This is a genomic window from Cellulomonas sp. HZM (assembly GCF_000708885.1).
GTDB lineage: Bacteria > Actinomycetota > Actinomycetes > Actinomycetales > Cellulomonadaceae > Cellulomonas.
In genome coordinates, this window is the sequence record NZ_JEOE01000029.1 from 16,716 (window position 1) to 30,888 (window position 14,173).

Here is a 14,173-nt window from a genome sequence, read left to right on the forward strand (position 1 = left end):
GTCACCGCTCCCCGGTGCTCACGAGACGCTTGCGCGCGGTCGCCAGAGCTCCGTCGAGCTGGGCGCCGAGCTCGAGGAACGGCGCCTCGGCCGCCGCGGGAGTCGCCCGCACGACGAGGTCGACGTCGACGAGCGCGTCGAGCCGGGCATGCACGAGCTCGCGCAGACGGCGCTTCACGACGTTGCGCGTCACCGCGCCGCCCACGGCCTTGGACACGACAAAACCGACCACGGGGCCGGGCCCCGGGTCGGTCCGTGTCGTCAGATGCACCACCAGCGCGGTCCGTCCGGCTCGCACGCCGCGGCGGACCGTGTGCTCGAACTCGGCGGGACGGCGCATCCGGTGCGCTGCGGGCAGCACCGGCGCTGAGGTCAGGCCGAGAGCTCCGCGCGGCCCTTGCGGCGACGCGCGGCGAGGATCGCGCGGCCGGCGCGCGTGCGCATGCGCAGGCGGAAGCCGTGCGTCTTGGCCCGGCGACGGTTGTTCGGCTGGAACGTCCGCTTGCTCACGAGAATCTCCTACTGCTCCATCGGGATGCCGCGCGGTAGCGCGCGACCAGGTCTGTCGTGCCGAGCTCGAGATCTCCGCGTGCACGTGGGAACGTGTGGCGTCTGGGCGCGCCGGAAGGAGCCTCAGGAAAGGCGGGTCAACGTTACGCCGCACCCTCGCGGCGGGTCAAATGCCGTAGCGGGGCAACCTAGCGCCCGCCCACGCGTCTGGCCCCGACGACACGCCGGAGCGCTCCCACGTCACCCGCTGGCCCCCTCCCGGACGGGTGCCCGACGGCATTAGCATCGTCCCTCGTCACCCTCGGCCCACACCTGTGGACGAGCCGCGGGTGGCTCCTGTCGAAGGACGCTCCACGGCGGGCGTCGTCGTCGCAGATCCGCGGCGACGAACGGCCCGGCGGCCCTACGCACAGGTGTGGACAACCGTGTGGACAACGCGGATGATGCGAAACTCGTCGCCCTGCGCCGTCCTCTGCGCGAGCACGTCCACGAGCAGGCCCGGAGCACGCGCCGGAGCACGTCGCACCACCCGCACACGAGACAAGACCGAGGTAGCCCGTTGCCGCAGGACCAAGAGCTGACCCGCGTCTGGGGACACGTCGTGACGACGCTCGAGGCGAGCCCGGACATCACCCGTCGGCAGCTCGCGTTCGTCCGCCTGGCCCAGCCGCTGGGCCTCCTCGACGGGACACTGCTCCTCGCGGTCGGGAACGACCTGACGAAGGACTACCTCGAGTCCCGCGTGCGCACCGAGGTCAACGAGGCGCTCGCCGAGGCGCTCGGCCGTGAGGCGCGGTTCGCGGTCACGGTCGACGCGGACCTCGTCGACGACGAGGCCCCGGCGCTGCACGTCGTCGCGCCGGCCGCACCCCCGGCACCCGCGGACGCCGACGCCGAGCCCGCCGTCGAGGCACCGCCGGCACCGCACCGCCGCACCCAGGCCGCGACGGAGCCGGCACGCCTGAACCCGAAGTACCTGTTCGAGACCTTCGTCATCGGCAGCTCCAACCGGTTCGCGCACGCCGCGGCGGTCGCAGTCGCCGAGGCGCCGGCCAAGGCCTACAACCCGCTGTTCATCTACGGCGACTCGGGACTCGGCAAGACGCACCTGCTGCACGCGATCGGGCACTACGCGCAGAACCTCTACCCGAGCGTGCGCGTGCGCTACGTGAACTCCGAGGAGTTCACCAACGACTTCATCAACTCGATCTCCGAGGGCAAGGCGGGCGCGTTCCAGCGTCGCTACCGCGAGGTCGACGTGCTCCTCATCGACGACATCCAGTTCCTGCAGGGCAAGGAACAGACGATGGAGGAGTTCTTCCACACGTTCAACACGCTGCACAACGCGAACAAGCAGGTCGTGATCACGTCCGACCTGCCCCCCAAGCAGCTCAACGGCTTCGAGGACCGCATGCGGTCCCGCTTCGAGTGGGGCCTCATCACCGATGTCCAGCCGCCGGACCTCGAGACCCGCATCGCCATCCTGCGCAAGAAGGCCGGCTCGGAGCGCATGGACGCTCCCCCGGAGGTGCTCGAGTACATCGCGAGCAAGATCTCCACGAACATCCGTGAGCTCGAGGGTGCGCTGATCCGTGTGACGGCGTTCGCCAACCTCAACCGCCAGCAGGTCGACGTCTCGCTCGCGGAGATCGTCCTGAAGGACCTCATCACCGACGACCAGACGGCGGAGATCACAGCCACGCAGGTGATCGGTCAGACGGCGGCGTACTTCGGGCTCTCGATCGAGGACCTGTGCGGCTCGAGCCGCTCCCGTGTGCTGGTCACCGCACGGCAGATCGCGATGTACCTGTGCCGTGAGCTGACCGATCTCTCGCTGCCCAAGATCGGGCAGGCCTTCGGTGGCCGCGACCACACGACCGTGATGCACGCCAACCGCAAGATCCGCGAGCTCATGGCGGAGCGTCGGTCGATCTACAACCAGGTCACCGAGCTCACCAACCGGATCAAGCAGCAGAACCGCGCCTGACGGGGTTTATCCACAGGCCGGATCTTCTTCCTGGGGACGACAAGGCCGGCTCGGCGCTCTCTGACGCGCGTCCGAGCACCTGCCTCGCGCCGGGACGCGAGCGCGCGACGAGCGTTCGCACGCGGCACGTGCCCCGACATACCCGGACCAAGCCGGACGACTCGTCGAGGAACGTTCATCCCCAACCTGAAAGAAGCATGGGACGAATGTTCACACCTGTGCACAGGCCTGTGGATGACGGTGGATGACGACCCCTTGTCATGTGGACGCACGGGGACCTGACCGTGGACGGCGAGAGACGTGGCGGCCGCCGTCCACGGTCGTCCACCGCTGACACCTCGTCGTCCGCAGCCCCGCTCCACACGCAGATCCCGCGCTGACCAGCGTCGATGCTGATGATCCACAGAAGTCACAGGTGCTATGACGACGACGAGAGCTCTCCATGACGATGATCCACACACCACCGTTGGGTGGCGGGTCCGGCCAGCGCCCGACCCGATGTCGCGAGCACTCCCTGTCGTCCACCGTTCGAGCGACCGCCGGTGTCGGCGTGTCACCACCGTCGCGTAGTGTTCGGCTGACATCACCTCTGCGCGCCCGCTCGCCGGTCGCCACGGTGGTGGCCAATCGGTGCCTCGGATGATCATCCGGGTCGCGGCAGGTGGCAGGGCACGACGGCCGACGGCCGTACGCGGACGACGAAGGGTGTGTCGATGAGGTTCCGGGTCGAGCGCGACGTCCTCGCGGACGCCGTCACGTGGACCGCACGCAGCCTGCCGACGCGCCCGCCCGTCCCCGTGCTGGCCGGTGTCCGCATCGAGGCCGACTCCGCCGGGTCCATCCAGCTGTCGAGCTTCGACTACGAGGTGTCGGCGCGCTCGCACATCCCTGCGGACGTCTCCGAGCCCGGCACCGTGCTCGTCTCGGGCCGGCTGCTGGCCGAGATCTCCCGCGCACTGCCCGCCAAGCCGGTCGACTTCGCGCTCGACGGCACCAAGGTGGTCGTCACGTGCGGCGCCAGCCGGTTCACGCTGCTGACCATGCCGGTCGAGGACTACCCGAACCTTCCTGTCATGCCGCCGGTGAGCGGCACCGTCGACGGCGACGAGCTCACGCACGCGGTCGCGCAGGTGTCGGTCGCGGCGAGCCGGGACGACACCCTTCCCCTGCTGACCGGCGTGCGCGTCGAGATCGAGGGCGAGAAGGTCACGCTGCTGGCCACCGACCGCTACCGCCTCGCGCTGCGTGAGCTCACGTGGCGGCCGGCCCAGCCCGACATCTCTACCGTCGCGCTCGTGCGCGCTCGCACGCTGTCCGACGCGGCCAAGTCGCTCGGCAGCGCGGGCGAGGTGACCGTCGCGCTGTCGACCGGCGGCGGAGTGGACCTGATCGGCTTCGAGGCCGCGGGTCGGCAGACCACCAGCCTGCTGGTCGACGGCGACTACCCGGCCGTGCGTCGCCTCTTCCCCGACGAGACGCCGATCCACGCCGTCGTCGGTACGCAGCAGCTCGCGGACGCGGCCAAGCGCGTGGCCCTCGTCGCGGAGCGCAACACGCCCATCCGGCTGTCGTTCAGCGACGGCCAGGTGGTGCTGGACGCCGGGCAGGGCGACGACGCGCAGGCATCCGAGGCGCTCGAGTCGACGCTCGTCGGCGAGGACATCTCGGTCGCGTTCAACCCGCAGTTCCTGCTCGACGGGCTCGGCGCGCTCGACACCCCGTTCGTGCGGCTGTCGTTCACGCATCCCAACAAGCCCGTGGAGTTCACGGGCCAGGAGTCGCTCGAGGGCGACGACATCGAGGGCTACCGGTACCTGCTGGTCCCCATCCGTTTCGCCAGCTGAGCCCGCGCCGAGACCGCGCGCCCGGGAGCGTGCGAGCGGTGCACGACCGGGAGACCGGCACGGCGTGCGGCACGGTGCGGCGAGCGGCACAGTGAGTCCGCAGGGTCATCGGGACACGAGAGAGGCGAAGTCGATGCAGGTCGGACTGGTCGGTCTGGGCAAGATGGGCGCCAACATGCGCGAGCGTATCCGCGCGGCGGGCATCGAGGTCGTCGGGTTCGACCGCAACCCGGACGTCACCGACGTCGGGAGCCTCGAGGAGCTCGTCGAGAAGCTTCCCGCGGGTGAGCGGATCGTGTGGGTCATGGTCCCGTCGGGGGACATCACCGACGGGGTGGTCAACGAGCTCTCGGGCCTGCTGACCAGCGGGGACATGGTCATCGACGGTGGCAACTCGTACTACCAGGACGACAAGCCGCACGCGGACCTGCTCGCCGGCAAGGGCATCGGGTTCCTGGACGCCGGCGTCTCGGGCGGTGTGTGGGGCCTCAAGAACGGCTACGGCCTGATGGTCGGCGGGGACGCCGCGCTGGTCGAGCGTGCGATGCCGGTGTTCGACGCGCTGCGCCCCGAGGGCGAGCGCGCCGACGGGTTCGTGCACGCGGGCGCCGTCGGTGCGGGCCACTTCGCCAAGATGGTGCACAACGGCATCGAGTACGGGCTCATGCAGGCGTACGCCGAGGGCTACGAGCTGCTCGCCGCGAAGGACCTGGTCACGGACGTGCACGGCACGATGCGCGCGTGGACCAAGGGCACCGTGGTGCGGTCGTGGCTCCTGGAGCTGCTCGTCAAGGCCCTCGACGAGGACCCCGGCCTTGGCGAGATCGACGACTGGGTCGAGGACTCGGGCGAGGGCCGCTGGACCGTGGACGAGGCGATCGACCTCGCGGTCCCAGCGCCTGTCATCTCGGCCTCGCTGTTCGCGCGGTTCGCCAGCCGCCAGGGCGAGTCGCCCGCGATGAAGGCAGTCGCAGCGCTGCGTCAGCAGTTCGGCGGGCACGCGGTGAAGCCCGCGGGCACCACCGGTCCGCAGGCGAGCACCACCCCGGCCGCGGGTGCGGCCGTCCCTCCGAGCGCCTGAGCCGGACCACATGAGATGTACGTCGCGCACCTGAACCTCACCGACTTCCGTTCGTACGCCGCGGTAGACCTCGAGCTCGAGCCCGGCATCACGGCGCTCGTCGGGCCGAACGGTCAGGGCAAGACGAACCTCGTCGAGGCGATCGGCTACGTCGCGACGCTCGGCAGCCACCGCGTCCCCACGGACGCGGCGCTCGTGCGTGCCGGGACGCAGCGGGCCGTGGTGCGTGCGAGGGTGGTGCGCGAGCTCGAGGCGGGCAGGCCGCGGCCGACGCTCATCGAGATCGAGGTCACGCCGGGCAAGGCGAACCGCGCGCGTGTCAACGGTGGTAGCCCGGTCCGTGCGCGGGACGTGCTCGGGATCCTGCGCACCGTGCTGTTCGCACCCGAGGACCTCGCGCTCGTCAAGGGCGACCCGGATCAGCGGCGCCGGTTCCTCGACGAGGTTCTGGTCCAGCTCATGCCCCGGCTCGCAGGCGTCCTGCAGGACTACGACCGCGTGCTGCGGCAGCGCTCGGCGTTGCTGAAGTCGGCCGGCGTCGCGCGCAGGGGTGGCGGCGCCGACCTGCGCACGCTCGACGTGTGGGACGCGAAGCTCGCCCAGGTGGGGGCGCGTGTGGTGGTCGAGCGGCGTTCGCTGGTCGACCAGCTGCGGCCGCACGTCGCGCGCGCGTACGAGCAGGTCAGCGCCGGGCAGGGCGAGGCCGTCGTGAGCTACAAGGCGTCCCTGGACGCGGCGCTCGAGGTCGAGGGGTCGGTGCACGACGGCGTCGACCTGGTCGAGGCGCAGCTCCTCGAGGCCATGGGCAGGCTCCGTCCCAAGGAGCTGGACCGTGGCGTGTGCCTCGTCGGGCCGCACCGGGACGACCTCGTGCTCACGCTCGGCGGGCTGCCGGCCAAGGGGTACGCGAGCCACGGCGAGTCGTGGTCGTACGCGCTCGCGCTGCGGCTCGCGTCGTTCGACGTGCTCACCGACCCGGACGGCACGGGCGACTGGGGACCCGACGGGGAGCCGGTCCTGGTGCTCGACGACGTGTTCGCCGAGCTCGACGCGCGTCGTCGCGAGCGGCTCGCGGAGCTCGTCGCCCGCGCACGTCAGGTGCTCATCACGGCCGCCGTCGCCGACGACGTCCCCGAACCGCTCGCAGGCGCCAGGGTCGACGTCATGGGCGGCGAGGTCGCGCGTGTCCTCTGACGACGCGCTCCTGCCGCCCGTCCAGCGCGACGGGGCACCGCTGCGTGAGCTCGTCGAGCTCACGCCCGAGCGGCAGGTCGCGGGGGCGGCGCTCAACCGCGCGAAGGAGGCGGCACGTCGTCGCGGCATCCGCCCGGGGGACGCTCCCCGCGGCAGGCGGCCGCTCGAGCCGCAGCTGAGCGGGAGCTCGGTGGGTGGGCGGGACCCTCGCACGCTCGCGGAGTCGCTCGGCTCGTTCGTCGGCCAGTTCGGCTGGCAGTCCGGTGTCACCGCCGGGACGATGCAGGCGCGCTGGGCGCAGATCCTGGGCCCGCAGGTAGCGGAGCACGCGGTGTACGAGTCGTTCGACGGCGGGGTGCTGACGATGCGTGCCTCGTCGACCGCATGGGCGACGAACCTGACGTTCTCGGTGCCGGCGATGCTGCGCAACTTCGCGGAGGACCTCGGGGAAGGGGTCGTGGCCGAGATCGTCGTGCTCGGACCCGGCGGACCGGGCTTCGGCAAGGGTCGCCGGAGCGTGCGCGGACGCGGTGCACGGGACACGTACGGCTGAGGCGCGACGCGTTCTCCACAACGGCATGGTTCAGGGGGGTCTGAGCCCATCGGCCAGGTAGACTGTGAAGGTCATTCCTGGCGCCGTGGCGCCTGGAAGTCCAGCGTCATGGAGTGATCCGCCCTCCGGCCGGTCGAGCGGGGCTCTGTGCGCGTGCTAGAGGTTGAGGAGTACCACCGCCCGTGGCTGACGATCGCAGTCCGAACGACGAGACCGAGCAGGACGAGCAGCTCCCCACCCCTGGAACCCCCGAGGTCCCCGCAGCCGTGCCCGCGAAGCCGGCGACCTACGACGCCTCCGCGATCACCGTCCTCGAGGGTCTCGAGGCCGTCCGCAAGCGCCCGGGCATGTACATCGGCTCCACGGGCGAGCGCGGTCTGCACCACCTCGTGTACGAGGTCGTCGACAACTCGGTCGACGAGGCCCTGGCCGGCTACTGCGACCACATCGAGGTCACGCTGCTGGCGGACGGAGGCGTGCGCGTCGTCGACAACGGCCGCGGCATCCCCGTCGAGCTGCACCCCACCGAGGGCAAGCCGACGCTCGAGGTCGTCATGACGATCCTGCACGCGGGCGGCAAGTTCGGCGGCGGCGGGTACGCCGTCTCGGGCGGTCTGCACGGCGTGGGCATCTCCGTGGTGAACGCGCTGTCGAAGCGTGTCGAGTCGGTCGTCAAGCGCGACGGCTACGCGTGGGAGATGGACTTCGAGGACGGCGGCCACCCGATCGGCGAGATCCGGCGCGGCGCGGCGACCGACGAGACGGGCACGCAGCAGACGTTCTGGGCGGACCCGACGATCTTCGAGACCGTCGAGTACGACTTCGAGACCCTGCGCGCGCGGTTCCAGCAGTACGCGTTCCTCAACAAGGGCCTGCAGATCACGCTCACCGACGAGCGCCCGCAGCACCTGGGCACCGAGGACGAGGTCGCCGGCGACGACGAGGAGGTCACAGCCCGCGTCGTGACCTACAAGTACGACGACGGCCTGCTCGACTACGTCAAGCACATCAACAGCGCCAAGAAGGTCGAGCTCGTCAACCCCGAGGTCATCGCGTTCGAGTCCGAGGACACGACGAAGAAGATCTCGGTCGAGATCGCGCTGCAGTGGACGACGGCGTACTCGGAGTCGGTGCACGCCTACGCGAACACGATCGCGACGACCGAGGGCGGCACGCACGAGGAGGGCTTCCGCGCGGCGATGACCAGCCTGGTCAACCGCTACGCGCGCGACAAGGGCATCCTCAAGGAGAAGGACGAGAACCTCACGGGCGAGGACATCCGCGAGGGGCTGACGGCCGTCATCTCGATCAAGCTGGGCGAGCCGCAGTTCGAGGGCCAGACCAAGACGAAGCTCGGCAACACCGAGGCCAAGACGTTCGTGCAGCGCGTGGTGAACGAGCGGCTCGGCGACTGGCTGGACTCGCACCCGAACGAGGCGCGCGACGTCATCCGCAAGTCGATCCAGGCGTCGGCCGCCCGCATGGCGGCGCGCAAGGCTCGTGAGGCCACGCGCCGCCGCGGCCTGCTCGAGTCGGGTGGCATGCCCGGCAAGCTCAAGGACTGCCAGAGCACCAACGCCGCCGAGTGCGAGGTGTTCATCGTCGAGGGCGACTCCGCCGGCGGCTCCGCGGTGCGTGGGCGCAACCCGCGCACGCAGGCGATCCTGCCGATCCGCGGAAAGATCCTCAACGTCGAACGCGCGCGTCTCGACAAAGCGCTGGGCAACCAGGAGGTGCAGGCGCTCATCACGGCGTTCGGCACGGGCATCGGCGAGGACTTCGACCTCTCGAAGCTCAGGTACCACAAGATCGTGCTGATGGCCGACGCCGACGTCGACGGCCAGCACATCCGCACGCTGCTGCTCACGCTGCTGTTCCGCTACATGCCGGACCTCATCACCAAGGGTCACGTGTACATGGCGCAGCCGCCGCTGTACCGCATCAAGTGGTCGAACTCCGAGGACGACTACGTGTACTCCGACCGGGAGCGCGACGCCTTCGTCGAGGCCGGCCTCGCCGCGGGCAAGCGCCTGCCCAAGGAGAACGCGATCCAGCGCTACAAGGGTCTGGGCGAGATGGACTACTCGGAGCTGTGGGAGACGACCATGTCCCCCGAGCACCGGACGTTGCTGCAGGTCACGCTGGACGAGGCCGCCGCGGCCGACGAGATCTTCTCCGTGCTCATGGGCGAGGACGTGGAGTCGCGTCGCTCGTTCATCCAGCGCAACGCGAAGGACGTGCGCTTCCTCGACATCTGAGCCCCCTCAGACGCACGAGCAGCGCGCCGACCACTGACAAAGGACACCCGTGACGGACCTCCCCAACGACGACGGCATCGAGCACGGCCGGATCGACCAGGTCGACCTGCAGCTCGAGATGCAGCGCTCGTACCTGGACTACGCGATGGCCGTCATCGTCGGCCGCGCGCTTCCCGACGTGCGCGACGGCCTCAAGCCGGTGCACCGCCGCGTGCTGTACGCGATGTACGACGGCGGGTACCGCCCGGACCGCCAGTTCTCGAAGTGCTCGCGCGTCGTCGGCGACGTCATGGGCAAGTACCACCCGCACGGTGACGTCGCGATCTACGACGCTCTCGTGCGCCTCGTGCAGGACTGGTCGCTGCGCTACCCGCTCGTCGCCGGCCAGGGGAACTTCGGCTCCCCCGGTGACGACCCGGCGGCCGCGCCGCGGTACACCGAGTGCAAGATGGCTCCGCTCGCCATGGAGATGGTGCGGGACATCGACGAGGACACCGTCGAGTTCGGCGACAACTACGACGGCCGCACGCAGGAGCCGCAGGTCCTGCCCGCCCGGTTCCCGAACCTGCTGGTCAACGGCTCGGCCGGCATCGCCGTCGGCATGGCGACCAACATCCCGCCGCACAACCTGCGCGAGGTCGCGGACGGCGTGCAGTGGTACCTGCAGAACCCCGAGGCCACCAAGGAGGAGCTGCTCGAGGCGCTCCTGCAGCGGATCAAGGGCCCCGACTTCCCCACGGCCGCCACGATCCTGGGCCACAAGGGCATCGAGGACGCGTACCGCACGGGCCGCGGGTCGATCACGATGCGCGCGGTCGTCGAGGTCGAGGAGATCCAGGGCCGGATCTGCCTCGTCGTCACCGAGCTGCCGTACCAGGTGAACCCCGACACGCTCGCCAAGAAGATCGCGGACCTGGTGCGCGAGAACCGTGTCGCCGGCATCGCGGACATCCGCGACGAGACGTCGGGCCGCACCGGCCAGCGCCTGGTCATCGTGCTCAAGCGAGACGCGGTCGCGAAGGTCGTCCTGAACAACCTGTACAAGCACACGCAGCTGCAGGACACGTTCGGCGCCAACATGCTCGCGATCGTCGACGGCGTCCCGCGCACGCTGTCGATCGACGCGTTCGTACGCCACTGGACCGCGCACCAGCTCGACGTCATCCAGCGCCGCACCGCGTTCCGCCTGCGCAAGGCGGAGGAGCAGATCCACATCTACCGCGGCTACCTCAAGGCGCTCGACGCGCTCGACGAGGTCATCGCGCTGATCCGCCGCTCGCCGGACGTCGACGAGGCGCGCACGGGCCTGATGGAGCTGCTCGACGTCGACGAGGTGCAGGCCAACGCGATCCTGTCGCTGCAGCTGCGTCGGCTCGCCGCCCTGGAGCGGGACAAGATCCTCGAGGAGCACGCGCGCCTCGAGGCGCTCATCGCGGAGCTGTCCGCGATCCTCGGGTCGGAGGAGCGCCAGCGCGAGATCATCAGCGAGGAGCTGCAGGAGATCGTCGACCGCTACGGCGACGAGCGCCGCACGCGGATCCTGCCCTACGACGGTGACGTCTCGATCGAGGACCTCATCGCCGAGGAGGAGATGGTCGTCACGATCACGCGCGGCGGGTACGCCAAGCGCACGCGGTCGGACAACTACCGGGCGCAGCGGCGTGGCGGCAAGGGCGTGCGCGGTGCGCAGCTGCGCGAGGACGACATCGTCGACCACTTCTTCGTCACGACGACGCACCACTGGCTGCTGTTCTTCACCAACCTCGGACGCGTGTACCGCGCCAAGGCGTACGAGCTGCCCGAGGGCGGCCGTGACGCGAAGGGCCAGCACGTCGCGAACCTGCTCGCGTTCCAGCCCGGCGAGCGGATCGCGCAGGTGCTGGACCTGCGCGACTACGGCCAGGCGGAGCACCTGGTGCTCGCGACCAAGCGCGGTCTCGTGAAGAAGACGCGCCTCGCGGAGTACGACTCCAACCGCTCGGGCGGCGTCATCGCGATCAACCTGCGCGAGGACGAGAACGGCCTGCCCGACGAGCTCGTCTCGGCGCGGCTCGTCGACTCCGACCAGGACCTCATCCTCGTGTCCCGCAAGGGCCAGTCGGTGAGGTTCACGGCGACCGACGAGGCGCTGCGTCCCATGGGCCGCGCGACCTCCGGCGTGACGGGCATGAAGTTCCGCGCGGACGACGAGCTGCTCGCGGCCGACGTGGTGCGCGAGGACGCGTTCCTGTTCACGGTCACCGAGGGCGGCATCGCCAAGCGCACCGCGCTGACGGTCGAGAACTACCGGCAGCAGGGACGCGGCGGGCTGGGCATCCGCGTGGCCAACCTGCCGGAGGCGAACGGCGATCTCGTCGGGGCGTTGGTCACAGACGCCGACGACGAGGTGCTGGTCATCATGGAGCGCGGCAAGATCGTCCGTTCGGCCACGTCAGAGGTCAATGCGACGGGTCGCACGACGCAGGGCGTGATCTTCGCGAAGCCCGACTCCGGGGACCGGATCATCGCCGTGGCGCGCAACACCGAACGACACCTTTCGGACGATGCGGGTACCGTGGGCGAGTCCGCCGATGACGCGGCGGCCACGTCTGTGCCTGATATCGAGCCCGACGCCACGTCCGGCGACCAGCCCACGGCGGAGCCCACCGGCGACGCCCCGGAGGATGCATGACCGAGTCCGCACCGCCGTCGATCCCGCCGCGCAACCGGCCTTCGGGCTCTGGCTCGACCCCCTCGTCGGGGTCGGGGCAGGGCAGGTCCGTCTCCTCGCGCGCGAACCCGACGAGCGCGCGGGCAGTCGCGCAGGTCGACGACGCGGCGATCGACGAGATCGTGTCGCAGCCCGTGCGGACCGCGCCTGTTCGCAACGGCCGGTCGGTGACGTCCGGCTCGCGGTCGACGGGATCTGCCGGTGCGGCGTCTGCCGGCCCCGGTTCGTCCGGCGGCAGCGCGTCGGGTTCGTCTGCTGCGGGCTCGTCCGGCTCGTCGTCGTCGGCTCGCTCGAGCGCGACCTCGTCGGCCCCGTCGTCGTCCTCGACGGCCCCGGACCGCACCGCGACCTCCGCCACGAAGGTGAAGAACGCGGAGAAGAACCGGGACGAAGAGGAGAAGGCCTCCCGCGAGGCGACCTCGACCCGTCAGACTGTCCCGGGCACGACCGGTGCGTCCGAGCCCGCGACCGACGACGAGGACCAGCCCTCCCCCCTCGCGGTCGCGGTGGACTCGACCACGGCGTGGCTGAAGAAGGTCGCGGGCGCCACCAGCGCCGCGATCACCACGGCTACCAAGCCCCGCACCGAGGACGACCCCATGACGAGCTCGCCGGTCACCGCACCGCCCGCCGCGCGCCCCACGCCGGCGCCCGCCGGCATCCCCGCCGGAGCGGCCCCCCGACCGTCGACGGGCCGCATCCCCACGGTCCAGTCCGGTGGCGGCCCGCGCCGCGTCCGGCTCGCGATCTCGCGGTTCGACCCGTGGTCCGTGATGAAGCTGTCGTTCCTGCTGTCGGTGGCTGTCGGCATCATGATCGTGGTCGGCGTCGCCGTCGCGTGGTTCACGCTCAACGAGCTGCACGTGTTCGCCAAGATCGACGACCTGGTCACGCAGGTCACCGGCACCGAGGGCAACGGCCCGGACGTGCTGCAGTACGTCGAGTTCAAGAAGGTGCTGTCCGCGGCGACGCTCGTCGCGGTCGTGGACGTCTTCCTTCTCACGGCGATCGCGACGATCGGCGCGTTCCTCTACAACATCGTCGCCGCGCTCGTCGGCGGGCTGCACGTCACGATGACCGACGAGTGACGGCCGGTTTGGGCGGCGCCCCGGCTCTGGGGTAGTCTCGTCCGGCGCGCAGCGCACTCGGGCCTATAGCTCAGACGGTTAGAGCGCTTCCCTGATAAGGAAGAGGTCACAGGTTCAAGTCCTGTTAGGCCCACTCCCGACCCGTGGGGGAACCGATGAAGAAGATCCTGTTCCTGGCGGCTGTCGCGGTCGCCGGCTACGTGGTGTACACGAAGTTCGTGCAGGACCGCGACGAGCGGGACCTGTGGTCCGAGGTCACGGACACGTTCGAGTGACCGACCGGCACCACCCGGGGCCATGGCGCAATTGGTAGCGCACCTGCTTTGCAAGCAGGGGGTTAGGGGTTCGAGTCCCCTTGGCTCCACCGAATCGCGGCGTCCGACGCGGACGCGTGCGACTATCCAGTCGTGACACCTGACGACGTGCTCAACGCGAAGTTCCGTGCGACGAAGTTCCGCGATGGCTACGACCAGGACGAGGTCGACGACTTCCTCGACCGCGTGGTCGAGGCCTTGCGAGCTCGTGACGCCGGGCAGGTGCCCGCGCTCTCGGTGGCCGACCTGGAGCGCGTCCGGTTCACGTCCGTGAAGTTCCGCGAGGGATACGAGCCGTCCGACGTCGACGAGCTGATCGACCGGGTGCGCGCAGATCTCGGTGGTGCGGCGGGTGCGGCGCCAGCACAGGCGGGGTCGTCGGCGGCGTTTGGCGTGACGCCGCCGCCGCTGCCGAACGGACCCGCTGATGCGACCGACGGCCAGATTCCCGGGATGGTCCCCCAGCGCCGGGGCTTGTTCGGCCGCAAGCGCTGACGCCGCGGCGGTCCTACCCCGAACGCGGCCCTGCCCCCGACGCGAGTGCGCTGGTTCCGGACGAGTGCGCGGGTCTGGACTCGCGCACTCGTCGGAAACTGGCGCGCTCGTCCGCGGGGCGGGGCCGCGTTCGGGGTAG

12 protein-coding genes and 2 tRNA genes are annotated in these 14,173 nt (G+C 70.4%); 12 read left to right on the forward strand and 2 right to left on the reverse strand.

The window, feature by feature from the left end; genetic code table 11:
• Position 1 precedes the first annotated feature (1 nt).
• Together rnpA and rpmH are read right to left on the reverse strand one after the other, a co-directional pair.
• Entirely contained in the window at positions 2-361 is a 360-nt protein-coding gene (gene rnpA / locus AW16_RS0113130) for a ribonuclease P protein component (RefSeq protein ID WP_034649193.1), read from the reverse strand.
• Positions 362-372: 11 nt separating this feature from the next.
• On the reverse strand, positions 373-510 hold the full coding sequence (gene rpmH / locus AW16_RS0113135) for a 50S ribosomal protein L34 (RefSeq protein ID WP_010849920.1): 138 nt from the start codon (positions 508-510) through the stop codon (positions 373-375).
• A 559-nt stretch (positions 511-1,069) separates the two neighbouring features.
• Here rpmH and dnaA point away from each other — a divergent pair.
• From dnaA to AW16_RS18950, 12 genes are all read left to right on the forward strand, one after another.
• Entirely contained in the window at positions 1,070-2,497 is a 1,428-nt protein-coding gene (gene dnaA, locus AW16_RS0113145; RefSeq protein WP_029291094.1) for a chromosomal replication initiator protein DnaA, read from the forward strand.
• 713 nt (positions 2,498-3,210) lie between these two features.
• Positions 3,211-4,341, forward strand: a complete 1,131-nt coding sequence (gene dnaN, locus AW16_RS0113150; protein ID WP_029291095.1) for a DNA polymerase III subunit beta — start codon at positions 3,211-3,213, stop codon at positions 4,339-4,341.
• A gap of 91 nt (positions 4,342-4,432) precedes the next feature.
• On the forward strand, positions 4,433-5,422 hold the full coding sequence (gene gnd, locus AW16_RS0113155) for a phosphogluconate dehydrogenase (NAD(+)-dependent, decarboxylating) (RefSeq protein ID WP_255347064.1): 990 nt from the start codon (positions 4,433-4,435) through the stop codon (positions 5,420-5,422).
• A 15-nt stretch (positions 5,423-5,437) separates the two neighbouring features.
• Positions 5,438-6,616 (forward strand): DNA replication/repair protein RecF, encoded by a 1,179-nt coding sequence (gene recF, locus AW16_RS0113160; RefSeq protein ID WP_029291098.1) that lies wholly within the window; start codon positions 5,438-5,440, stop codon positions 6,614-6,616.
• Positions 6,606-7,169 (forward strand): DUF721 domain-containing protein, encoded by a 564-nt coding sequence (locus AW16_RS0113165; RefSeq protein WP_081861671.1) that lies wholly within the window; start codon positions 6,606-6,608, stop codon positions 7,167-7,169. The genes recF and AW16_RS0113165 overlap by 11 nt, the downstream gene beginning before the upstream one ends.
• Before the next feature lie 182 nt (positions 7,170-7,351).
• Entirely contained in the window at positions 7,352-9,427 is a 2,076-nt protein-coding gene (gene gyrB / locus AW16_RS0113170; RefSeq protein ID WP_081861672.1) for a DNA topoisomerase (ATP-hydrolyzing) subunit B, read from the forward strand.
• 49 nt (positions 9,428-9,476) lie between these two features.
• The gene (gyrA, locus tag AW16_RS0113175; protein WP_034649197.1) at positions 9,477-12,098 is read left to right on the forward strand and encodes a DNA gyrase subunit A; all 2,622 of its coding nucleotides are present in this window, start codon (positions 9,477-9,479) and stop codon (positions 12,096-12,098) included.
• Positions 12,095-13,225, forward strand: coding sequence for a DUF3566 domain-containing protein (locus tag AW16_RS18190; RefSeq protein ID WP_029291102.1), 1,131 nt, complete (start codon positions 12,095-12,097; stop codon positions 13,223-13,225). The genes gyrA and AW16_RS18190 overlap by 4 nt, the downstream gene beginning before the upstream one ends.
• A 59-nt stretch (positions 13,226-13,284) precedes the next feature.
• Positions 13,285-13,358: transfer RNA gene (locus AW16_RS0113185), tRNA-Ile, on the forward strand.
• Between the two features lie 22 nt (positions 13,359-13,380).
• Complete coding sequence (locus AW16_RS18815) at positions 13,381-13,500, forward strand: DLW-39 family protein (RefSeq protein WP_231496053.1); 120 nt, start codon at positions 13,381-13,383, stop codon at positions 13,498-13,500.
• 16 nt (positions 13,501-13,516) lie between these two features.
• A tRNA-Ala gene (locus AW16_RS0113195) sits at positions 13,517-13,589 on the forward strand.
• 43 nt (positions 13,590-13,632) lie between these two features.
• Positions 13,633-14,034, forward strand: coding sequence for a DivIVA domain-containing protein (locus AW16_RS18950; RefSeq protein ID WP_197021623.1), 402 nt, complete (start codon positions 13,633-13,635; stop codon positions 14,032-14,034).
• Positions 14,035-14,173: the final 139 nt, after the last annotated feature.

Excerpts from the sequence above, each read along its gene's own strand:
- recF (WP_029291098.1), top strand. The coding sequence starts at position 5,438 with ATGTACGTCGCGCACCTGAACCTCACCGACTTCCGTTCGTACGCCGCG.
- AW16_RS18815 (WP_231496053.1), top strand. The coding sequence starts at position 13,381 with ATGAAGAAGATCCTGTTCCTGGCGGCTGTCGCGGTCGCCGGCTACGTG.
- AW16_RS18190 (WP_029291102.1), top strand. The coding sequence starts at position 12,095 with ATGACCGAGTCCGCACCGCCGTCGATCCCGCCGCGCAACCGGCCTTCG.
- dnaN (WP_029291095.1), top strand. The coding sequence starts at position 3,211 with ATGAGGTTCCGGGTCGAGCGCGACGTCCTCGCGGACGCCGTCACGTGG.